Here is a 24,227-nt window from a genome sequence, read left to right as displayed (position 1 = left end):
TCGATTTTAAAATCTGTTAATTTCTAAAATAAACTTATTGTTGTGGCATTTTTTCCAACAACTGTACTTCAAATATAATATTTGCATTTGGCGGAATTACACCTCCTGCACCAGCTTGTCCATAAGCTAAATGAGAAGGGATAAAAAGTACTGCTTTATCTCCAAAAGAAAGTTTCTCGATACCTTCGATAAAACCAGGAATCATACCTTCTTTACTGCCAGCTTGAAATGGTATTGGGTTGTATTGCTTAGCTTCAGCTCTGGCTGCGTCAAATTTCCCAAAAGTTTGAGCTACATTTTCTATACTAGTATCAAATAAAGTTCCGTCTTCTAGAAAACCAGCATAATGTATAAAAACTTGTGCTCCGGCAGCAGGTTTTTTACCTGAACCTTTTTCAGTAATTACATATTCTAAACCTGAACTAGTTTTTGTAGCTTTTGATTTTAAACCAGCGTAGTAAGCTAATTTCTCGTCACGAACTCCTTTAAATTTAGATTCAAATTCGCTTTTTTGTTTCGCTTCAGCAGAAAAATAATCATGAAAAACCTTAACAGCATCAAATTTCTTAGCTGCCTCACCATTTCTGATAATAGTTACTTTCTTGATGTAATCATCTTGTTTAACTTGGTTAACAACTTCCATTCCTTTGTCTACAACATGACCAAAAATAGTATGTTTTCCTTCTAACCAAGGAGTCTCAACATGCGTGATAAAAAATTGACTACTATTTGTAGCAGGTCCGTTATTTGCCATTGCAAGAACACCACCTTTGTCAAATTTTAAATCGCTAAACTCATCTTTAAATTTGTATCCAGTATCTCCAGAACCAGTTCCTAATGGATCCCCAGTTTGGATCATGAAACTTTCGATAACTCTATGAAATTTTAATCCGTCAAAAAAGTGTTTCTTTTTTAATTCAGGATTAGTAACAAATTCGTTTTTGCCCTCTGCAAGCGTTACAAAGTTGGCTACAGTAATAGGCGCTTTTTGATAATTTAATTCAACAATGATATTTCCTTTATTTGTTTCAATTTCGGCATATAAACCATCAGGTAAATTGCTATGTTCGTCTTTACAAGAGTAAAGAGTTGTAATTGCAAGTAATAATAATATGAGGCTTTTTTTCATTTTAAAAATATTAGTTGTTTTTATTAATTTAATGAATCTTTCTTTATTGCAGGAGCTGCAGGTGTTGTAGGTTTAGGAGTCTCAGATTTTGGTTTTTTTGTTTCCATTTGTCTTCTATAAGCAGTTTCAGAAACAAAATTGTGTAACGTAACCGTACAGATTAAAGGCTGATTAATTCCAATTCTTTTTTCATCACCATGATAACCATAAGCCATATGAGATGGGAATAAGAAATTTACAGTTTCATTCTTGTGCATTAATTTAATACCATCACGCAACCCCATCATGATTTCTTGTTTATCTACAAAATAAGTTTGAGGTCTTAATTCCATTTCACTATAAATAATATTTCCTTTTAAGTCTTTTATTTCATAGTCAAAAAAAGCAACATCTCCTTTTTTAGGAGTTATAGTATCTGTAGTATTTTGGTTTTCGTAAGCGTACCAATATCCTTTTGTCGAAGCAATATATTTTATTTTAGGATTGTTTTTTATAACAGCCTTAATTTGTTCTTCTTCAGTAGCTACAAGTTTTTTATTTCGCTCGATAGATTTTTTCATGAAAGTTCCCGAAGAAATAGAAATGGGTCTTCTGGCATCTTCATGTTGCTTACAGCTCGAAACTAAAACGGCTAAAACAATAGCTGAAGCAAATATTTTAGGATAGTTCATGGTAGGTTATATTTTTAGTTTGGTTACTAAATCTTCAAATTTTTTCAAAGTTTCTTGCATCGAATCAACTGATTTTCCTCCAGCAGCATTGCTATGTCCGCCACCATTAAAATGAGCTCTAGCAAACTCATTTACATCAAAACCACCTTGAGAACGGAAAGAAATCTTGATTATTTTCTCGTCTTTATTTTCAATAAATATAGCAGTAAAAACGATACCTTTCATACTTAAACCGTAATTTACGATTCCTTCAGTATCACCTTTTACATAATTAAACTCATCTAATTCAGCTTGAGTTAAAGAAGTATAAGAAGTTTTATGCTCAGTTAAAATCTTCAGGTTTTGCAATGCTCTTCCAAGTAATTGCAAGCGACTGTAAGAACTGTTGTCATAAAGCAGAATCGGAATCTGCGTGTTTTCTACACCCAAATCAATAAGCTCAGCTATAATACGATGCGTGTTTCCTGTTGTTCCAGGAAAACGGAAAGAACCAGAATCGGTTAAAATTCCAGTATAGATACAAGTTGCGATAGTTTTATCTAAATCTTCTTTTTTGTCTAAGAAAGAAATGAAATTATAAACCATCTCACAAGTAGATCCAAACGAAGTATCAGAATAAGTGTAAGCGGAGTAATCATCAGGTTTTTGGTGATGATCAATCATTATAAATGGAGCTTTTAGCTTTGCCAAAGTATGTTCCATTTCGCCAGTGCGATGTAAAGCATTAAAATCTAGTGTAAAAATAAGCTCAGCTTCTTCAAGAATTTTAGTGCAGTTATCGATATCTTTTTCGAATACTTTTACAGTTTCAGAACCTGGTAACCAAGCAAGGAAATCAGGAAAATCATTAGGCGCAATTACAATTGGCTCATGATTATTTTTTAATAAAAAGTGGTATAAACCTAAGGTTGAGCCCATGGCGTCTCCATCGGGACCTCTGTGCGGAATTATGGCAATTTTTTTGGGAGTTGCAAGTAACAACTTTATGGCTTGAATGTCTTGTATTTTCATAGTGTGCGAATTTACATTTTTTTACTGTAAACCTGAAAACATTTTAGACATTAACATGCTTTTATATCTTCTTATTTTTAGTTGATAGTTGTTGGTTTATAGTTGTTAGTTTATAACTTTAAGTTTTCAGTCGCAGTTGCGGTTTTCAGTGAACAACTTTAGATTTGATTTTTTAACTGCAATCGCAACTAAAAACTGAGACTGGTACTGAGAGCTGCAACTGAATACGTAAAAAAAACTATATCAAAACCATTTCTGATACAAATCATACTTAGGACCTTTTACAATTTGCGATTTGTAAATGCCTACAGAACCCGATGATAAGTAGGCTATAACACAGGCAATGGCAATAAAAATTCCGCTTTCAATACCAAAAAGTTCTATTCCCATAACGGTGCAAGCAATAGGAGTGTGGGTTGCACCAGAAAAAACGGCAACAAAACCCATTCCGGCAAGAAGCGCAATTGGCATAGGAACAATGAGAGATAAAGCACTACCAAAAGTTGCGCCTACAAAAAACAGGGGAGTAACTTCTCCGCCTTTAAAACCAGCACCTAAAGTAAATCCAGTAAAGAGAATCTTGAGTAAGAAATCATACCAGGCATTAGTATTTGTAAAAGCGTCAACAATTACTGGAACTCCTAATCCTGAGAATTTTGAAAATCCGAAACCAGCAATAGCAATTGCCAGAATGATTCCGCCAACAAAAGGACGAAGTGGAGGATATTTTATCGTTTTAGAGAATAACGAACCCCAAAAATGTGTGCTACGGGAGAATAATAAAGCAGCAAACCCAAATAAAGCTCCACAAATTAAAGTATAAAATAGATTAGTCGCGGTGATTTCCGGCACAAGCGGAATACTATAATGAGTGTGTTTTACCTGCCAAATTTCGACAGTAAAATAAGCTGCGTAAGCCACTAAAAAAGAAAGCAAAATACTTTTTAAGTTAATTTTACTAAAATATACGACTTCAAGGGCGAAAATAGCACCAGCTAATGGTGTTCCAAAAACAGATGCAAAACCGGCACTAATTCCTAAGATAATTAATGTTTTTCTTTCAGAATTATCAAGTTTAAAGATTCGGGTAAATTGATCAGCAATTGCACCGCCCATTTGTACTGCAGTACCTTCGCGACCAGCCGAACCACCAAATAAATGAGTGATTATAGTTCCAAAATAGACTAAAGGAGCCATTTTTAGCGGAATAATTTGCTTAGGATTTTCATATTCTTCGAGCAATAAATTATTACCTTTTACAACATCTTTCCCTAAGTAATAATAGCTAAAACCTACAAGTAATCCGCCAATTGGCAGAAGCCAGATAATCCAATCGTGTAGGATTCTATATTGAGTAACAAACTCTAAAGTGATTAAAAAAAACGCCGAAGCAGATCCCGATAAAATACCTATTAAAACACAAATGAAAATCCATTTGAGAATGAGAAGTATAGTTGTTTTTAAATTCATTAAAGAGGGTTAACTGTGCTTGTGTGGGTACAAATATAATAAATCAGTTTTGAACACAAATTTCACTAATTACCACGAATTCTAAAGACTAACTTAGTTTGTGATATTAATTTCACAAATGAATTTGTGGTAATTAGTGAAATTACTTCGTATGTTCGCTCTTTCAGGCTCGAGTCGTGTTTGATTTTTATAATTTAATGATTGTTTGTTATTCTACAATTACAGCAGTAAATTCTATTTCTACCAAGTATTCAGGAGATACAAGTTTACTAATTTCGTAAAAACCAGTTGTTGGTTTTATATCTTTAAAAAACGCCGAATGGGCTCCTGCTACAGATTCAAAAGTCGAAATATCGGTGGTGAAAATTCGTGTTCTAATTACGTCTTTCATGCCGATTCCTAAATCTTCCAATACTTTTTCGACTCTTTCCAGTATGTTCAAAGTTTGTGCGTAAGCATCATCTGCTTTAACTTTGTCGCCATCAACAATTGCAACAGTTCCCGAAACTTCTACGATGTTACCAATGCGAACTGCGCGACAGTATCCCATTTTGTCTTCCCATGGTGATCCTGTCAAGATGTTTTCTCTTTTCATTATAAGGATGTTTTGTGTGTTTTCGAACTGCTTTTTTGTGGTTTTAAAGAGCAATTCATAGTTAGATTAATATGCTGCAATTTATAAAAAATGCACAAGAAAATCTGTAAAACACCACTAATAATTCCTTATAAATAATCAGTTTTTGTGATAAAATTTCATGATTTGGGCGTGTCCCTCCGGGTCGGGCTGTTCACTGCAAGTCCTCGCACTTCCTTCGTCAGGCTGTGGGCTTTCTGTTGCCATCCCTCACGCGAGATTGCGAATAAGAGAAACTTCTTAAACCAATTAACGATTGTTTTTTAACACAAATAAGAAAGTGTTTTATAACATATTGTGACCTATATCCATTTTTCGTTGCTAGTATAATCATTAGGAAAATAAGTAAGATATTGTACCATTCTAGGAGATGTACCTCGGTTTGCAGATGCACAATGAGGCAATGTATTTTGCCAAATAATAAAGTCGCCTGCATTTGCAACAATTGGCACAGGTTGAGTTATTTTAAATATTTCCTCTCGAGGGTTTATATCAGACTCAAGGTTTTTTAACCAAGAATCAATTTTGTTATGAAATCCAGGAACACAATGAAAAGCACCATCTTGAGCGCCACAATCAGTTAGATAAAGTAGTCCTTGCAAGCCAAAACTAATAGGTAAACTTAAACTAACATCCCAATGAAGAGCGCCGCCTAAAAAAACAAATTTCTGAGTTTCTGGCGGATTAAAGCTTACTTTATCAATCGTTTTATATATATTGTTAGTTTTATAAAGCTGTTCATACGCTTTTTTTATACGAGGAGAAAGTCTATTTCTATTCAACGTTTCATGATTAGAAAAATTAAGCATCAATCCTTTTTGATCCTGATGATTGTTATACCATGATTCCTTTTTATCAGGATCCATTTTTAAGAAATCCCAAATAGCAAGTTGTGTGTCTTTGCAATCTTTTTTAGAAATAGCATTTTTTACAATAACATAACCGTTTTTATTCCAAAAAGCGAGATCATCATCAGATAGTACATTTTCAGTAAGGTCCTCAGGTTCTAAAGTTTTGTCTTTCTTATTTTTGTTAATCCAAATTTTAAAAGCTTCAAAATCGGGTTTCTCAAAATACAGATATTGTAAAGTATCTTCCATGCTAATTCCAAATTGGTAAAGCATTTCAATTTCTTTATCCCAAGTTATATTTTCATTAGTAGTAAACGTATTTGGGTTTAAAGTACGATTCCATAGATTTTCAAGAATATTCCAAGGCATAGTTTAAAATGTAGATGTGGTTTAAAATTAAGGAAATAAACAGATTACTGTATCATTTCATGTGGTAATTGGTCAAAATAGACTTGTAGTATAAAATCACCCACTACAATATCATTTACTAACAATAAGTGACCATTTGGACTATTGTCCCATTTTATGTTTGTCGAAATATGAGGTAAGCTACCTTTCTGATTTTTAATACTAAGATTATCTATTTTTAATGATTTTCCGTTTTTATCAACTATTTCCTGTCCAGAAAAAAGTTTGTCGGCTCTGGTATATTTTCCATTCGGGAGTAAAAAAGGCAAATTAGAGTTACAAACTAAATAAGGAGTATCATTACGATCTAAAGTCATATATACCATTTTATTCGATTGGTATTGATTGCCTGCACTAAAAGAAATTTTTGCTTTAGATGATGATAATTTGATTTTCCCTCTGTATAGTTTTACTGATATTGCCGATACAGCATCACCTTTTTCAAAATGATCTATTGGTTTTAAACCTCTGGGAATCGTAATTAAAGCATTGGAAGTTGGGGTGAAATTGTTTTTCATAGTGCATTTTTTTTAGGAAGTTGTAGACTGTATTAAAAAAAATATGACTCAAAATTAATGTATTTAAAAATCTAGTCGTTACGTATAAATACCTGTTTTAAGAGTATAAAAAAACTAATTGAATGAATCCATTTATTTCTTGTCAGCGTAATTTGAAAATAAAAAGACTTCTTGCATTTAGTTAAGTTTCATAAAGAAAATCACTAAAAGCAAGAAGTCTTTTAGAATTAAGGGAATATTATTCCGAAGAATATATTCGTATAAGCAACATCATTATAATTAAGTATACTAATTAAATCAGTCAACTTGATATTGTTCAAAAAGGCGGAGCTTATTTTGGGTCGCAGTAAGGTCTTTTTGTAATGCTTCTATTTTATTTAATAAATGAGCAATAGCATCAATACCTTCTAGATTAATTTTGAGATCATAATGCATTCGTATCATTTTTTCTATAGCTGGTAATTGTTCAGGTTGCAAATATTGTTCTTCTTCCAGAACAATAATTTCTACTAAACCATAATTATTTAGTTTAGCTATAAAGGTGTCTTCAATTTCATGATATATACAAAATTGCTTTATCTGGATTAAATTTTCACTATTCATGATTTCTTATTTTAGCTAATTCTTGGAATAATTCTTTTTCCTTTTCGGATAAATTTGTTGGAATTTTGATGGTATAAGTAATATACAAATCTCCAAACTGATTGTCTTTTTTATATACAGGAAAACCTTTTCCTTTTAGTTTAACTTTAGTTCCGGGTTGAGTTTCTGCAGGAACTTTAATTTTTACTTTTCCATCAAAAGTATTTACTAAAACTTCGCCTCCTAAAATTGCCGTGTATAAATCAAGATCAACATCGGCGTATAGATTATTTCCTTCTCTTTTAAAATCTGAATCGTTTGCAATTACAAACGTAATATACAAATCGCCATTTGGGCCACCATTTGCTCCAGGACCACCATGACCAGGGATTTTTATAATTTGTCCGTTTTCTACCCCAGCAGGAATTGTAATTCTGATATTCTTACCGTTCACAGTCAGATTCTGTTTGTGAGTAGTATAGGCTGATGCCAGATCTAATTGTAATTCGGCATTAAAATCTTGTCCTCTGTATTTTGCCTGATCTCTGGAACTTCTTCCGCCAGAACCGTACATAGAATTGAAGAATTCAGAAAAATCACTTTCCGAAAAATCACCTCCGCCAAAACCAGAATAATCGGGATTACTTTGTTGTTGTCTGGAATATTGTTGCTGGTTAGGATCATATCCTGCTTTTTCAAATTCCTCAGCATGTTTCCAGTCTTTTCCGTATTTGTCGTATTTTTTACGATTCTCCGGATTGCTTAAAACTTCATTAGCTTCGTTTATTTCTTTGAATTTTTGCTCGGCTTCTTTATCATTCGGATTCAAATCAGGATGGTACTTTCTAGCCAGCTTTCTATACGCTTTCTTGATTTCGGCTTCAGTCGCAGATTTTGTGATTCCTAATGTTTTATAATAGTCTATATAATCCATTTTTATGAGGTTTTGATAATGGTAAATTAAAGCATTGAAGTTATGAATAAGTTATTAATTATCAAAATAGTATATTTTTTTATATTAAAAATTTGAAAGAAAAGTTTTAATATTATGTAATATCAATTAAGTCTTTTATAATTCTTTGGCAGGTTTTTTGCATCTAAAAATTAGCCTAATATATTGTTATAAAACTCTTAAAGTTGTAGAGCCCATTTAAATTATGCTATTTTTGCGTATACTCTCGATTTTAAAAAATCTAAAAATTGATTCCATAATATTATACCCGAATGAAACAGCTTTTATTTTTTATACTATTAATCACAACTGTTACAGCATCAGCTCAAGCAGAATTTAATACTAAGTTTAAACCAATTCCTCCAGCAAGTTTTGGCATTAAGCCTAAAAAAATACCGCCTGCGGGAACAATCCCGCCGGAAATACCTAGTATAAAAGCACCAAATGTTTTTAATAGCACAAGTATTGCACCTGTACAATCACAATTAAACTCCTCTTATCAAATAGGTAAAAAAGATAGTTTTACAATGACGCCTTCTGATGAATTTGCAAATCCAGGTGACCGATACATACCAGGAATGGAAAAAGATTTGAATAAAACCCTAAAAGATCAAGGCTTAAAAGAAGGAAGAGGAACGTTGCTTAAACAGAATATTTCGTTTGGAGATTTTAAAACCAAAGCAAATTATTTTATTATCAGGCTTAGAGATTTTGGAGCAATTGATGGCGATTTGGTTAAGGTAACTTCAAATGATAAAGTAATACAATCGGAAATATTTTTGGATGTTAATTTTAAAGACATCAAAATCATTCTCGAAAAAGGATTTAATAAAATGGAATTTGAAGCACTTAATATTGGAACTTTAGGTGGTAATACTGCAGAAATCCAAATACTAGATGATCAAAAAAATGTGATTGTTCATGACTATTGGAACAATCTTGCAGCAGGTTTTAAAGCATCTGTAGTAGTTACTAAAGAGGAGTAGGTCTTTTAAAGGTTCAGAGGTGCAAAGGTTCTGAGGTTCTAAGGTTTCTCTTTTTGAGGTTCAAAGTTGCAAAGGCTCCTAGGTTCAAAGGTTTTTTATAGAAATAGACTCCATTCTTGTCTTTTGATGTGGGTAAAACCCATATGATATAAATCAAACAAATAGCTCGATAACGTATTGTAAGCACAAATAATATGTTATAAACATTGCTAACGGTTTCAAGTAATGCGATGTTAATCAGATTAATAGCACAAAAAAAAACATATTGTAAATATTGCCAACGGTTTCAACCGTTGGAGCGCAATGTATTATCGCAATCCGTATCACACGGTTGAAACCGTGCGCTATGATTACAATAAGGTAGAATTTAGTTTTTTAAAGGTACTGAGATACAAAGGTTCTAAGGTTTCTCTTTTTGAGGTTCAAAGTTGCAAAGGCTCCTAGGTTCAAAGGTTTTTTATAGAAATAGACTCCATTCTTGTCTTTTGATGTGGGTAAAACCCATATGATATAAATCAAACAAATAGCTCGATAACGTATTGTAAGCACAAATAATATGTTATAAACATTGCTAACGGTTTCAAGTAATGCGATGTTAATCAGATTAATAGCACAAAAAAAAACATATTGTAAATATTGCCAACGGTTTCAACCGTTGGAGCGCAATGTATTATCGCAATCCGTATCACACGGTTGAAACCGTGCGCTATGATTACAATAAGGTAGAATTTAGTTTTTTAAAGGTACTGAGATACAAAGGTTCTAAGGTTTCTCTTTTTAAGGTTCAAAGTTAGAAAGGCTCAGAGCTGCAAAGGTTTCTTTTAAGGTTTTGCTTTACTGTTTACCTTTATTATATAAAAATCCCTTATTCTGTTTAATCGTTAATTCAATTAAAACAAAATAAGGGATTTATAAAGTAAGAGTTAAGCTAATTTATATTTAGCCTAGCGAAAGAATTTGTAATCGTGAGTAAGATTATACGAATCTATAATTTGTAATTTATATGGGCTGTCGCTTAAAGGCAATTTATCAACCTCTATAGAAAATTTGTTGCTAGTAAGATTATCTACTTCTAGTACTTTACTTCCAGTACTATCATACACAATTCCTGATTTTAAATTTTTATTGGCTGTAACATCAATTTTATCAACAGCAATAGTTTTTGTTGAGTCAATTTGATATTGAACTTCGTGGTATCTATTAATCTTCAAGCCTAATGCGATCTTTTGCATTTTAAGGAATTCATTATAATATCTTGCACCCATTTCTCTTTGGCCAGCAGCATCAAAATGAATATCATCAAAATTATTGTTAGGTTTAGAAATTACAGAAGGGAATTCAGAATCAGCATATCCTGTGTTCATAACTCTATCAGGAGTAGTTTTAATGATTTGCTGTTGTTGCTTTCTTGAAATGTTGTAATTAGCCCAATAAGGAACCATACCACCAAGTATAAATGGGATTTCCTGAATATCTTCCTGATGAATGTCGCTACGCATATCAGCAATCATTTGATCAAGCGTTTTTTGATATTCACTCCATCCAACATTGGCTTCACCCTGATGCCAAAGTATAGCAGTTAATCTACTTCCAGGAATATTATCTAATAGGTAATTTACCCTTTCCATAGCATCTTTATATAAATTCTGGTTTTTTGTCCAGTAAGTAATGCTACTTCCTGAATATCCGCAAGGAATAATTAAAACTTTTCTTTTAGAATTTTTTAAAATGTCATTTACATAAAGGTTAGAAAACGTAGTAGAGAAACTAACTCTGTCATTTGCTCTTGTCCAGAAATCTAGTACTGGTTTTGCAGGTGCAATTCTATAGTTAAGTCCATCTAATCTATAAAGTGAATAAACTCTTGAGCTTACCGTGTCGATAGCTTTGTTAAGTTGGTAACCGTAGTGTGTATTAGATTGTCCAGCTACTAAAACGATGTCATAACCTTCACTTTGATCTAAATTTGTATTGTTTTGTGCAATTGATAATTGGAAACAAAATAGTATTAATAGTAATTTTATATATTTCATGTCGATTATTTTTTGATAATTTTTATTTGTTTAGTCACATTGTTTTCAAGTGTTACCGATACAATATGAATTCCTGTTTGAAAATGATTTACTGCAATTACAACCTCATTTTGGTCATATTTGTTTTGAAAGACTACTTGCTGACTTTGATTAAAAATGGCTATATTTTTAATCTTTGACGTTGCCGATACAGTTATGTTGTCAGTTGTAGGATTTGGATAAACCATTACATTTTCTGCTGTAATCTCAGGTTCAAGTGATACAGTTTGCACCTCAATTGCAGGTTCAATTAATACCGTTTGTTTCTCAACCGTTGGTTCAATTACTTTGGATGTACTTAATAATTGAGGTTTTGTATCATTATTAAGCATTCTTAAAAATTCCTTATAATATCTTGCACCCATTTCTCTTTGTCCAGCAGCATCAAAATGAATATCATCAAAATTATTATTTGGTTTTGTAATTACAGTAGGAAACTCTGAATCTGCAAATCCAGTATTTAGAACTCTACTTGGAGTGCTTTTGATAATTTGCTGTTGTTGTTTTCTGGTAGCGTTGTAATTAGCCCAATAAGGAACCATACCACCAAGTATGAAAGGAACATCCTGAATGTTTTTTTGATCAATGTCAGATCGCATATCTGCAATCATTTTATCAAGTGTTTTTTGATAATCTGCCCAACCTACGTTGGCCTCACCTTGATGCCAAAGTATAGCTGTTAACTTACTGCCAGGAACATTCTTTAAAACATAGTTTACTCTTTGCATAGCATCATTATACAAGTTTTGGTTTTTTGTCCAGCTTGTAATACTGCTTCCCGAATAACCACAAGGAATAATTAGAACTCTTCTTTTTGAATTCTTTAAAATATCATTTACATAAAGATTAGAAAAAGTCGTAACAAAGCCGACTCTGTCATTTGCTCTTGTCCAGAAATCTAGCGCTGGTTTTGCAGGTGCAATTCTGTAATCTAATCCATCGTATCTATAAAGAGAGTATACTCTTGAGCTTACAGTATCAATAGCTTTGTTAAGTTGGTAACCATAATGAGTATTTGATTGACCCGCAACCAAAATTACATCATAGGAAACATCATTAGCATTTATTGGATTTTTCTTGGTTTGTGCAACCGATGTTTTTAATCCTAAAAAGGTGAATAGGACTGAAAAGAGTAATAGCGTAGTTTTATTTTTCATTGACTTGTTTTTTGGTTTGCTCTTAAAAAAATAGATTTAATTTAAGAGCACAATTAATACTCAATATTTTTTTTGTAAAAAAAGTATTATATTTTTTGCAAATGTAAGACATATTTATGTAGAATTTTTCTTAATATTAAAATAATTTTTCTCTTTTGACTTCATTTGAGATTGTTTTTATTCTGAAAAAAAATGATTTTAATATAGAAAATGTTTAATTGGTGTTCAATTATTAAGTTATTGATTGTTAAAGAGTTATTTCGTTGCTCTTTTTGTAAAAATAATTTTCACAAAATTTAAACTAATATTTAATTGTTTTGTAAGTTTTTAGCTTTTAAAAATTATATAAAGTGCTGATTTTTAGTTAGTAATGATTTTGTTTTATGTGGTTTTTTTAAGTCAGACAGATAACTAATAATGAAGTTTTGTAATAAAATTTTCGGGTAAATTTGAAAACGAATAAAGGATGTATGTTAAGAATGGATAAAACCTTAAAAGATAAACGTTCAAAACGATAAGACGTTATTGTAATGCTTTTGAAATCTCAGAACCTTTGTGGCTTTGAACCTTTGATCCTAATTTTGAAAAAAAATCAGAATTCAATTTTTCAATTCGGAATATAAAAAGTATTTTTGCGCATGCAACACAACGTACTTATTTTAGATTTCGGATCGCAATATACTCAGCTTATTGCGCGTAGAGTTCGCGAATTAAATATATTCTGCGAAATCTTCCCTTACAATCATTTTCCGAGTGATTTATCAAGTTATAAAGCAGTAATTTTAGGAGGAAGTCCATTCTCTGTTCGCGCAGAAGATGCTCCACATCCTGATTTATCTCAAATTCGTGGTAAGCTTCCAATGTTGGCAGTTTGTTACGGAGCACAATATCTAGCTCATTTTAGCGGCGGAAAAGTAGCTGCTTCAGATACTAGAGAATATGGTAGAGCCAATTTGACTTATATTAAAGAAGACGAAGTTTTCTTTGAAGGTGTTTCTGAAAACAGTCAAGTTTGGATGAGTCATAGTGATAGTATTAAAGCTTTACCTACAAATGGAGTGAAATTAGCAAGTACACACGACGTAGAATTTGCTGCTTACAAAATTGAAGGTGAAACTACTTATGGTATTCAATATCACCCAGAAGTATTCCATTCTACAGATGGATCAAAAATGCTAGAAAACTTTTTAGTAAAAATTGCTGAAGTTCCTCAAAACTTTACACCAAATGCTTTTGTTGAAGAGATGGTGGGAGAATTAAAAGAGAAACTAGGTAATGATAAAGTAGTTTTAGGATTATCTGGAGGAGTAGATTCGACAGTAGCAGCTGTATTATTACACCAAGCTATTGGTAAAAACCTATATTGTATTTTCGTAAATAACGGTTTACTTCGTAAAAACGAATTCCAAAATGTATTAGATCAATACAAAGGAATGGGATTGAACGTAAAAGGAGTAGATGCTGGAGATCGTTTCTTGTCTCAATTAGCAGGAATTAGTGATCCAGAAACCAAACGTAAAACTATTGGTCGTGTATTCATCGAAGTTTTTGATGATGAATCGCACCTTATAGAAGATGTAAAATGGTTGGCACAAGGAACAATTTATCCTGATGTTATCGAGTCGGTTTCTGTAAAAGGACCTTCGGCAACTATTAAGTCACACCATAATGTGGGTGGATTACCAGATTACATGAAACTGAAAATTGTAGAACCATTACGTATGCTTTTTAAAGATGAAGTACGTAGAGTAGGTGCTACTTTAGGAATAGATCCAGAGTTATTAGGAAGACATCCTTTTCCAGGACCTGGATTATCAATTAGAATTCTTGGAGATATTACTCCAGAAAAAGTACAAATTTTGCAAGATGTTGATGCCGTATTTATCGACGGGTTAAAATCTTGGGGATTATATGATAAAGTTTGGCAAGCAGGGGCAATTTTACTTCCTGTAAATAGTGTTGGTGTAATGGGTGATGAGCGTACTTACGAAAAGGTAGTAGCGCTTAGAGCTGTAGAATCTACCGATGGTATGACTGCTGACTGGGTACATTTACCGTACGATTTCTTAATGAAAGTTTCTAACGACATTATAAATAAAGTAAAAGGCGTGAATCGTGTAGTTTACGATATAAGCTCAAAACCACCTGCAACAATTGAGTGGGAATAGTATTTTTTTTCAAATTAAGGCATTACATTTGTAATGCCTTAATTTTTTCAAACCTACTATTTATGAGAGAACTTTTAACGATTTCTCTTGTCTTTATTTTGTCTTTTAACAAAATAACTGCGCAAGAATCAATTATTGAACACAAAATCCAAAAAGGAGAAACTGCTTATTTCATTGCCCAGAAGTATAAAGTTTCCTTAGACGAGATTTACAGATTAAATCCCGAATCGCAAAGTGGATTAAAGGATAGTCAGATTATCCGAATTCCAGTACATTCTCCAGTCAAGGAGAAAGAAATCAAACAACTTACGCACACAGTTGCTGCCAAAGAAACTCTGTTTGGATTATCAAAACAATACAATGTGAGTGTTGAAGCCATTCAAAATGCAAATGCTTCAATTCTTACTGATGGATTAAAAATTGGTCAGGAACTTATTATTCCACAAGATGCTGCCAATATAATTAAGATTGCATCTGCAAATAATGTTACTTCATCAAAAGTGACACATGAGGTTTTGGCCAAAGAATCATTATTTAGTATTGCCAGACAATACAATGTTTCGGTTCAGGATTTAGAAACCTTAAATAAAGAAACTTTATTAAATGGTTTGCAAATAGGGCAAACTATTGCAATCCCGAATAAAAGAAAAACACTCGATGGTCGTGTTCGTGTTATCAATGGAGAAACTATTTTTCATGTTGTAGCACCAAAAGAGACAAAATATTCGATTGCTAAAAAATACGGAATTACAATTGATCAGCTTGAGGCTCAAAATCCTGAAATTGTAAACGGACTAGTTGAAGGAAATAAACTTGCCATCAATACCAAAGAAATTACGCCTACCAACGACAATGAAGAATTGATGCTTGCATTGGCAGAGAAACAAGTTGTGGTCGAAAAAACGAAAGCCAAGACAATCGAATTAGAAGATTTAAAAGATAGATTGGTAGTTCAGAAAGAGATGAATGAGAAGGTTATTAAAATCAATGACCTTAATGTTGATCTTAAGGGAATGGATGGTTTAAAAGGAAATTCGGTAGAAAAACTAAGATTGGTTCTGGAAGCGAATAAAAATGTTCAGGAAGTTTTAATGTCAAAATTAGATTCATTAGTTGTTAGTATGACAGATGATTTATATGACTTAAAAAAGATGGATGTGCTGAATATGAAAGAATCTAAACGCTTAGAAAAACTTTCGTACGAAGGTATTGCTAAAACTAATGAGCTTTCTTCTCAACTTAAAAAAGAATTAGCCGAGAACAGAAAATCGTATGCGGGATTGATGAATAAAGTAGAGCGAATTGCTGTAGAAGAAAATCAAGAGTATAAGAGAAAGGTTCGTGAAAACACAAAGAATAAAACTGGTGAAACCCTTTTGCAAAGTCTTTCTTTAGAAAAAATCAAATATTATAAGATTGATCAGGAGAAAAATGATGCTCAGAATCAGAAATTGATTGCCAAAATTGATTCATTAGATACTCAGAAAAAAATTGAGGTAAAGCGACATATTAGTAAAGCATCATTTTATGGATCTGAGGCCAGAGCATTTGATGATAAAGTAGCTTTGGTTAAATTAAAAAGATACCAAGATAATGCAATTCAGAATCAGGGAAATACTGAAACTTCAATTGTAGCGTTATCATTAGACGAAATAAAACAGAAAATAAAAGAAGATCCCCTTTATACTAATAAAGATGTTAAAGTTGAATTTTTTGATAACCTGAAAGCAGTTCCCAACGGATATTACTTGGTTTTAGGTATATTTACAGACGCTACGCCAAGAGATCAATTTATTATGAAACTAATAGATTCGGGGGATTTTAATGCTAGTTTTTTCTATAATGTAAACAGTCAGTCGTATTATGTTTATGCTGAGAGTTTTGAAAACATAGAAGAAGCTTTGTATAAATACAAACAAAAAGAAAATTCACCGCTTTATAAAAATTGGAGTATCGCTAAATTAGAATTATACATTAGCAAATAATTAACAAGCTTGTGGAATCTTGTTTTATACAGAAATACTATCTTGTTTAAAATTTTTTATCTTATTATGAAATACATTTCAATACTAATTACAACTGCTTTTTTGATGTCTTATTCTGTTTTTCCACAGGATAAAATTAGTAAACACACCGTTACCAAAGGAGAAACAATTAACCAAATTGCCCAAAAGTACAAAGTAACTCCTTATGATATTTATAAGCTTAACCCAGATGCACAAAGTGGATTAAAGTTGGATAGTGTTTTGTTGATTCCGAATAATTCAGGAAAAACAACTAGTTCAGATAAATCTACAGCAACCGTTACTCCTAAAAAAGCAAACGGAGCAACTACGCATGAAGTAGTTGCTAAAGAAACGCTTTTTGGTATTGAAAAAAAGTATAATGTTTCGGATGAAGCTTTAAAAAAAGCAAATCCATTTCTTGAAAAAGATGGTTTGCAAATAGGACAAAAGCTTGTTATTCCTTCAGGAAACAGTTCTAAAGAAGCATCAAAAGATTCTAAGATACCTGCTACAAAATTAGTTCCTGCTAAGCAACAAGATAAATATGTTTACCATGATGTTTTGGCAAAAGAAACTAAATATTCGATTGCAAAACAATACGGAATTACAATAGAAGAATTAGAGAAACGCAATCCAGAAGTAGTTCCGAGTTTGCCAGTAGGATATCGTTTAACAATAAAAGGAACAGCTCCAAAAACAGTTGCTCCAACAACTACTCCGGTTAAAAACGAAGTAAAAACTCCTGTAATCGAAACTACCAAAAAAGTATCGTATGCAGATTATCAGGTAAAACCAAAAGAGACATTATATAGTTTGTCTAAAACATTTGGTGTGTCGCAAGATGAGTTGCTTAAATTAAATCCAACTTTATCTGGAGGAGTTCAGGAAGGAATGATTTTAAAAGTTCCTGCAGGAATTATGCCTCCGCCAGAAATTAAATCTGAGACAAGACCAGAAATTAAAGAGGAAGTAAAAGAAATAGTTACTCTGACTAAAAAGAGAAGTAATGACCGTAAGAAGATAGCGTTATTATTGCCTTTTAATTTATCTAAAATTCAAAGTGATACTACCAGTGCTGCTACTCGTTTGAAAAAAGATAAGTTCTTGAATATGACTTTAGATTTTTATTCTGGAGCATTAATGGCAATAGATTCTGCTAAAGTTCTTGGACTACCAATAGATGTTTCGATTTTTGATTCTCAGGAAACCAAAAACGGATCAAATGTAGCGGCTATTATACAAAACAACAGATTGCAAGAAGCTGATGCTGTTATCGGACCATTTTATCAAAGTAATGCCGAAGCAACTGCTAAGTTATTAGGAGAAAATAAAGTTCCTGTAATTTCGCCGTTGTCTAAAGATCAAGGAAATTCATTTGATAATTTATATCAAACAATCCCATCTAATGATATTCTAAAAAATGCAATGTTTGATTACATGCGTTCTAAAGGAGGTAATATAGTTGCAGTTGTTGATAAGAAAAAAGAATCAATAAGACAGTATATTCAGCAAAATCAGAAAGGTGTAATTTTTGCACCAGTTACCGAAGCAGGAGATTTTAATCCGGCAGGTTTAAAAATTCAGTTTGTACCTAACAGAATGAATTATGTTGTAATGGAAACAGGAAATACAGCTATGATTAATGCTACGATTAAAGTTATGTTGAGTTCTATGTCATCATATCAGGTACAGTTGGTAATTTTAGAACCAAACAGTACATTAGATACAGACGAAGTTAGTTTTGAAAGTTTAACTAAATTGAAATTAATGTACCCATCAGTAACACGTGAAAACGAATCTTCGGGAGCACTTATTTTTGAAAAAGAGTATAGAAACAAAAATAAGATCAATCCAAATACGTATGCTACGAGAGGTTTTGATGTAACTTTTGATACTATGATGCGATTATCACAAGGAAAAACGTATGAAGAAACTGCAAGTGAAATTGCAACTGAACAAGTAGATAATAAATTTCAGTTTTATAAAAAAGAAGATGGAGGATTTGCTAATAAAGGCGTTTACATCTTATATTATGATAGTGATTTAACAATTAAAGAAGCAAACTAATGACATCAAAAGTAACCTATTTAGGGGATTTAAGAACTAAATCAGTACACGTGCAATCAGGAAATGAAATCATATCTGATGCACCTATAGATAATAACGGAAAAGGAGAAGCTTTTTCTCCAACCGATACTGTTGCTAATGCTTTGGCAAGTTGTATGATGACTATTATGGGAATTAAAGCCCGTGATTTAAATGTAGATTTCATTGGCTCAACTGCCGAAGTAACTAAGATAATGAATGCTGAACCAAGAAGAATTGGAGCAATAGAAATTGTTTTTGATATGCAAGGTGTTGCAGATGAAAAAAGTAGAACAATTCTGGAACGTGCAGGAATGACTTGTCCAGTTTTCCTAAGTTTGAATACTGATATCGAAAAGAGAATTACTTTTAACTGGAAGTAATTTTGTTTTACACATATTTAAAAAGCCATCAAGGAATTATTCTTTGATGGCTTTTTGTATTTACTGAAATGATTCTATAATCCTTTCTCAGGTCTTAAATCTTCAAGAATAGGAGTAAGGATGGTTTTTACTTCCTTTTGAATGGTTTCATTTTTTTGCTCAAAAATAACAATGTTGTTTTTACCTTTTTTAAGCCAACAACCAGGTAGGTAAAGTGTTTGTTGTGGGCCAACACTCCAATAACGACCAATGTTTATTCCGTTTACAAATACAATTCCTTTGCCCCAATCGCGCATATCCAGAAATACATCTCCAGTTTTATTAAGATTGAAATTACCTTGGTATAAAGTTGGTCGATTTACTTTTGCTGAATTTTTATAAACGGTTAAATCTGGTTCGGTTGTCATTGGTAATTTATACATTTCCCAATCGCCAGTAATTGTTTCACCATTAATAATAACAGGACTTATAATTCCTTTATTGTTGGCATTGATTTGAGAACCGTAATTAATACGTCCCATATTTTCGACAACAATATCTAATGTTGCATTAAATGGGATTTCGATTTCACAATCGTATTTTTTGTAATAACGATTTAATTCGGCTACTTTTTTTCCATTTACATATACTATTGCATAATCACGTAATCCGTTTAATTCTAATTTTCCGTTAATCGGTTGTGTGAATTTCTTGCTGTACCAAACATAACCATCCCCTTGATTTAATTGTTCAAATGTTTGTGGATTATCTTCGATTACAGGAGAAATTTTAGATTTTAAATCGGCTAAATCTACTGCTTTTGTCAGCTTTATATTCGGAATAGTGATTACTGGTATTTGGTCGGGAATAGCAGGAGTTTCATTTGTTTTTAATAATTCTCTTAAAGCATTATATTTTGGAGTTGCCCAACCTGCTTCACTAATCGGGGCATCATAATCATACGATGTCATATCGGGTTGAATATCGTGTTCTTTATCATAATTAGCGCCCGAAGTAAAACCGAAGTTTGTTCCTCCGTGTACCATATAATAATTAAATGAAACCTGATTGTCCAAATATTTTTTCGTTTGACGAACAGTTTGTTCTGGTTTTTGAGTTGGGAATGGTTCTGCCCAATGATCTAACCAACCAGGATAAAACTCGGCTACCATATAAGGGCCTTGATTATTATTAAATTGATTCACGACTGCTTTTAGTTTAGCGATATCACTTTCACCATTTGCAGTGGGTAATGCACCTGGTAAAGCACCACCTTCAAACAACCAACTTCCATCAGAAGTAAAGAAAGGGACTTCAAAACCGATATCTTTTAATTGCTGAAATACGGCTGCGCTATATTTTTTATGTTCTTCGAGAGGAATATCTTTGCGTTGAGCAACATAAGAACCAAATTCGTTCTCACCTTGTACCATGATTATTGGTCCGCCTTTGGTAATTTGTAAATCCTTAACCTGATTATACAATTCGGTAAAATAGGCTTTGGTCGCAGCCAAATATGCTGTATTGTAACCACGAATTAGCATATTAGGAACATTCTGCAAGAACCACGGATAACCTCCAAATTCCCACTCGGCACAAACATAAGGACCTGGGCGTAGGATTACGAACAAACCTTCTTCTTGAGCTATTTTTATATATTCGGCTAAGTTTTTATTTCCGGTTTTAAAATCCCAAACTCCGGGAGCTGTTTCATGATAGTTCCAGAATACATAGGTAGCAACGGTATTTAATCCCATTGATTTCATCATTTTTAAACGATGACGCCAATAGGGCTGAGGAATACGGGAGTAATGCATCTCGCCCGAATGTATTTGGATTGGTTTATCATTTAATAAAAAGTTCCCATCTCTTATTGCAAAAGTTTGTTTTTGCTGTGCTACTAGCGAAGGCAAAGTAAAGAAAGAAAATAGGAGGGCTAAATAAACTTTTTTCATTTTTAATTGAATTAAAGATTATAATTTATTGTGTTTTTTGTTTTATAGAGTTTGGTTATTAATTATGTCACCCTGAGGCGAAGCGTCATACTGAGTTTTAATGCGCATAGTCAGGAACGCGGATGACACAGATTTACTCCGTAATGACGCGGATAAAAACGTTTTTTTTTAAATAACGATAAGAAAAATCCGTTTTTATCTGCGTTTTCGTCTTTGACGAATCCGTATTATCTGTGTTCCTGACTAAGCTTGATATTGACTAAGTTTATCTTGAGTAAAGTTGAATGAAATTGGTTTGACATTTTGCTTAAGCAAATGTGTATAACAAAAAGAGGGCACTTTATAATGGTGCCCTCTTGATGCAATTTAACTAACTTCAAAATTTTATTTTATTTAGAAAATTCTAAACCTTTTAATTTATTCCAACCTCCACGTGTGAAATCTGGGATTTCTACTGGAGAAGAATTGTTGTCAAGTGAAATTTCTGTTAATGGACCTAAACAAGACCATTCTGCAAGATCGTATACATCCATATCAAGAGGCAATCCGTTTTGTAAGCAGTGAATCAAACGGTAATCCATGATGAAATCCATTCCACCGTGTCCACCAACTTGTTTTGCTTTTTCTTCGATTCCTACTACAATTGGGTGTTTGTATTTTTCCATTAATGCTTTTTTCACATCTTCTGGCATGAATTTGTGTGCACTTAAGTTTTCGTGATCTGGTTTAATGTCTGAACTTATAGATTTAGAATCTAATGCATATCCTTCTACGGGATATTTATTAGCAAATCCTTTAGTTCCGCTAAGTTGGTACATACGGCTGTATGGGCGTGGAGATGTTACATCATGCTGGATTTGGATAGTTTTTCCATTTTCAGTACGAATCATAGTCATTGTGTGATCTCCGTTTCTGAAATCTTTAATATCGATTCCTGATTTTTCTTTGATGTAAGCAGGGTTTCCAACTGCTTTTGTATCCATAGAAACTAAATAGTTCATTTTGTCACCACGGTGGATATTTAATGCTTGACAAGCTGGCCCCATACCATGTGTAGCATAAATATCACCACGGTGTTTTATATTATAATCCATACGCCAGTTATTCCAGTACTCTCCCCAAAATGGTTGAAGACCGTGAATGTAAGATCCTTCTGCATGAAGAATTTCTCCAAATAAACCTTGTTGAGCCATGTTTAATGTAGTAAGCTCGAAGAAATCATACACACAGTTTTCTAATTGCATACAGTGTTTACGAGTTTTTTCGGAAGTATCGATAAGATCCCAAATTTCTTTCATAGTCATTGCACCAGGAACTTCAATAGCTACGTTTTTACCATCTTTCATAGCTTGAACTCCTATAATAGCGTGGTGTTTCCAGTCGGTAGCGATATAAACTAAATCTACGTTTGGAAGCGCAGTTACTTGTCTCCAAATGTTCTCATCACCATAAAATTCTTTTGCTTTAGGAAGACCTTGTTTAGTAAGGATTTCGTTTGCTGATTTGGTATTTTTTTCAAGCATATCACAAAGTGCTACAATCTCTACACCAGGAATATGTGTCATGCGTTCTACTGCACCAGGACCACGCATTCCTAAACCAATAAAGGCTACACGAACTGTTGGGATTGGAGCAAGTGCCAAACGTAATACATCCTTTTGTCCTTTGGCACGCGCAGGAGTAGGTGTCTTAATCATTTGAGCTGAAGAAGTAGCATATCCTAAAAAGAAGCAGGATATCAGAATAAATTTAAAGATACTAGTTTTCATGTTGAATTAATTTTAATTTAAAATTGTGGGCAATCTATTTTGGGATTGTCTTACTGTTTTTTTATGGCAAAGTACTAAAATTTATACTTGGCTTATTATGCTTTAATGGTTTTGTAAATTTAGTTTTGGCTTTAGTGTATTTGTTAAAGAAACCTCCGTCTTTTAAAAAGAAAAAATCTTTTTCGACTCCACCAGAATAATCCATTCTATATCCTTTTCTTCCAGTATTATCTACTGTAAAAATAGCCGAATCTATTTCTGTCCAAACGCCCTTATCATCGCAATACCATTGGTTGTTAAACAAAACTTTGCGAGATTTATTTCCTTGTTGTGGCACGAAATTCTCTAAGAAAGAATGAAATCTTTTTAGATAAGTATTGGTTTGCGGACGGTTAAAACTTGCTATTAACATCCATTTGTTTGCTTCGGGTGCATAAAAATATGCAGTGTATGTGGTTGAGTTATCATTTTGAGGAACTCCGTTAAGCAAGAATTTATATGTTTTGCCAGCTTTCCAGTTGTATCTTAAGTAACTTTGTCCACCAGAACCTTCATTTCCGAATTCACCAGTTTGTACATTTTCTCCTTTTTTTAGCATTTTAATTTTATGCGATTCAGGAATACTTTTTGGATCATCTGTAACAAAAGGGCTCCAAACAGAAAACAATACGCGGCGCTCTGTTTCAGAATTTACCTGAATTCCAAAGTACCCTTCGCCAAAACCGTTTGCCATATAATAAGAACCTATTTTATCTTCGTTTACAGGAACGGTAATTTCGTTATAATACCATTGAACGTTTACTTTTTCGGGTACTTCGTAATTTAAATGTACCGAAGGACCTCTTCGTCCCCAGTGAAAAAAGTTGTCATCATTATTAGGTACAAAAGCAGTTTTTCCTTGGAGTGCTGATCCGCTAATGATTAATTTAGAAATAGAAGGGAAATTGTTTTGTGTTTTACTAATCCCTTTTATTTTTAAAGCAACATATCCTGTATCAATAATTTTCCATTCGTTTATTACAATTGGTCTTTTGTTACTTTCGTCAAATTCGATTTTTTTGAATTCTTTGTTAATACCAAATTCTAATGTAGATTTCCCTTGAACATTTACAAATTCATCTGTTGAGATTCGTATTAATCCTGGAGTTGAAACTCTAAAATAAACTGTAAAGTATTCTTTAGGGTCTGTCCAATTTTCTATTCCGTTATCGGTTATAGTATTATTACTTTCAAGATTGTAAGAACTAAAAGCATTTCCGCCAAGTGGCAAATGGATTTCGTTTTTTGAATCTTGTGCTAATACATTTGTGCTAATAAGCAGCAATGTAAGGAAAGAGAAAATAATTTTATAATATTTCATTTAGCCTGATTTTAGCTATTATTGTTTTTTGCATTTAACTTCTCTAGAATCCCTCTTATTTATATAAGAGGGAAATTCTAA

Annotated in this window: 19 protein-coding genes; 5 read left to right on the top strand and 14 right to left on the bottom strand. The window is 32.7% G+C overall.

The features are described from left to right. Positions 1-34: 34 nt before the first annotated feature. The 9 genes from AC3IPI_RS22675 to AC3IPI_RS22635 form a co-directional block, all read right to left on the bottom strand. Entirely contained in the window at positions 35-1,129 is a 1,095-nt protein-coding gene (locus tag AC3IPI_RS22675; RefSeq protein ID WP_086894615.1) for a peptidylprolyl isomerase, read from the bottom strand. Positions 1,130-1,152: 23 nt separating this feature from the next. Continuing rightward, complete coding sequence (gldI, locus tag AC3IPI_RS22670; RefSeq protein ID WP_489155943.1) at positions 1,153-1,800, bottom strand: gliding motility-associated peptidyl-prolyl isomerase GldI; 648 nt, start codon at positions 1,798-1,800, stop codon at positions 1,153-1,155. Between the two features lie 6 nt (positions 1,801-1,806). Further along, positions 1,807-2,811, bottom strand: coding sequence for a DHH family phosphoesterase (locus tag AC3IPI_RS22665; RefSeq protein ID WP_489155941.1), 1,005 nt, complete (start codon positions 2,809-2,811; stop codon positions 1,807-1,809). 243 nt (positions 2,812-3,054) lie between these two features. Beyond that, positions 3,055-4,281 carry a voltage-gated chloride channel family protein gene (locus tag AC3IPI_RS22660; RefSeq protein ID WP_489155939.1) on the bottom strand — a complete coding sequence of 409 codons (1,227 nt, stop codon included), beginning with the start codon at positions 4,279-4,281 and terminating at the stop codon, positions 3,055-3,057. A gap of 208 nt (positions 4,282-4,489) precedes the next feature. After that, positions 4,490-4,876, bottom strand: a complete 387-nt coding sequence (locus AC3IPI_RS22655) for a RidA family protein (protein ID WP_039111058.1) — start codon at positions 4,874-4,876, stop codon at positions 4,490-4,492. A gap of 341 nt (positions 4,877-5,217) precedes the next feature. Continuing rightward, on the bottom strand, positions 5,218-6,135 hold the full coding sequence (locus AC3IPI_RS22650) for a phytanoyl-CoA dioxygenase family protein (RefSeq protein ID WP_489155937.1): 918 nt from the start codon (positions 6,133-6,135) through the stop codon (positions 5,218-5,220). A gap of 44 nt (positions 6,136-6,179) precedes the next feature. Further along, positions 6,180-6,692 (bottom strand): hypothetical protein, encoded by a 513-nt coding sequence (locus tag AC3IPI_RS22645; protein ID WP_489155935.1) that lies wholly within the window; start codon positions 6,690-6,692, stop codon positions 6,180-6,182. A 297-nt stretch (positions 6,693-6,989) separates the two neighbouring features. Then, positions 6,990-7,295, bottom strand: coding sequence for a chaperone modulator CbpM (locus AC3IPI_RS22640; RefSeq protein ID WP_489155933.1), 306 nt, complete (start codon positions 7,293-7,295; stop codon positions 6,990-6,992). Next, positions 7,288-8,208: a DnaJ C-terminal domain-containing protein gene (locus AC3IPI_RS22635; protein WP_489155931.1), complete on the bottom strand. Its 921-nt coding sequence runs from the start codon at positions 8,206-8,208 to the stop codon at positions 7,288-7,290. The genes AC3IPI_RS22640 and AC3IPI_RS22635 overlap by 8 nt, the downstream gene beginning before the upstream one ends. Positions 8,209-8,498: 290 nt before the next feature. Between AC3IPI_RS22635 and AC3IPI_RS22630 the strand changes: the two genes are divergently transcribed. After that, positions 8,499-9,212: a hypothetical protein gene (locus tag AC3IPI_RS22630; RefSeq protein WP_489155929.1), complete on the top strand. Its 714-nt coding sequence runs from the start codon at positions 8,499-8,501 to the stop codon at positions 9,210-9,212. A gap of 944 nt (positions 9,213-10,156) precedes the next feature. Here AC3IPI_RS22630 and AC3IPI_RS22625 read toward each other — a convergent pair. Both AC3IPI_RS22625 and AC3IPI_RS22620 read right to left on the bottom strand, forming a co-directional pair. Next, positions 10,157-11,245 (bottom strand): sialate O-acetylesterase, encoded by a 1,089-nt coding sequence (locus AC3IPI_RS22625; protein WP_489155927.1) that lies wholly within the window; start codon positions 11,243-11,245, stop codon positions 10,157-10,159. Positions 11,246-11,250: 5 nt separating this feature from the next. Next, positions 11,251-12,441: a sialate O-acetylesterase gene (locus tag AC3IPI_RS22620; protein ID WP_489155925.1), complete on the bottom strand. Its 1,191-nt coding sequence runs from the start codon at positions 12,439-12,441 to the stop codon at positions 11,251-11,253. 638 nt (positions 12,442-13,079) lie between these two features. Here AC3IPI_RS22620 and guaA point away from each other — a divergent pair. The 4 genes from guaA to AC3IPI_RS22600 all read left to right on the top strand — a co-directional run bounded on the left by guaA (position 13,080) and on the right by AC3IPI_RS22600 (position 19,083). Further along, complete coding sequence (gene guaA, locus AC3IPI_RS22615) at positions 13,080-14,609, top strand: glutamine-hydrolyzing GMP synthase (RefSeq protein WP_039117766.1); 1,530 nt, start codon at positions 13,080-13,082, stop codon at positions 14,607-14,609. Positions 14,610-14,671: 62 nt separating this feature from the next. Next, entirely contained in the window at positions 14,672-16,594 is a 1,923-nt protein-coding gene (locus AC3IPI_RS22610; RefSeq protein ID WP_489155922.1) for a LysM peptidoglycan-binding domain-containing protein, read from the top strand. Between the two features lie 66 nt (positions 16,595-16,660). Then, on the top strand, positions 16,661-18,682 hold the full coding sequence (locus tag AC3IPI_RS22605; RefSeq protein WP_489155920.1) for a LysM peptidoglycan-binding domain-containing protein: 2,022 nt from the start codon (positions 16,661-16,663) through the stop codon (positions 18,680-18,682). Then, entirely contained in the window at positions 18,682-19,083 is a 402-nt protein-coding gene (locus tag AC3IPI_RS22600) for an OsmC family protein (protein ID WP_039111047.1), read from the top strand. The genes AC3IPI_RS22605 and AC3IPI_RS22600 overlap by 1 nt, the downstream gene beginning before the upstream one ends. Before the next feature lie 74 nt (positions 19,084-19,157). On the opposite strand, the gene AC3IPI_RS22595 is transcribed toward AC3IPI_RS22600, so the two are convergent. From AC3IPI_RS22595 to AC3IPI_RS22585, 3 genes are all read right to left on the bottom strand, one after another. Further along, complete coding sequence (locus AC3IPI_RS22595; RefSeq protein WP_489155917.1) at positions 19,158-21,017, bottom strand: glycoside hydrolase family 35 protein; 1,860 nt, start codon at positions 21,015-21,017, stop codon at positions 19,158-19,160. Between the two features lie 389 nt (positions 21,018-21,406). Beyond that, positions 21,407-22,786: a Gfo/Idh/MocA family protein gene (locus AC3IPI_RS22590; protein ID WP_086895427.1), complete on the bottom strand. Its 1,380-nt coding sequence runs from the start codon at positions 22,784-22,786 to the stop codon at positions 21,407-21,409. 61 nt (positions 22,787-22,847) lie between these two features. Then, entirely contained in the window at positions 22,848-24,146 is a 1,299-nt protein-coding gene (locus AC3IPI_RS22585) for a DUF3472 domain-containing protein (RefSeq protein ID WP_489155915.1), read from the bottom strand. Positions 24,147-24,227 lie beyond the last annotated feature (81 nt).

This window comes from Flavobacterium sp. GL_143 (assembly GCF_057834355.1).
Note: the sequence above shows the minus strand (reverse complement) of the source record. Positions and strands in the feature narration are given on the sequence as shown.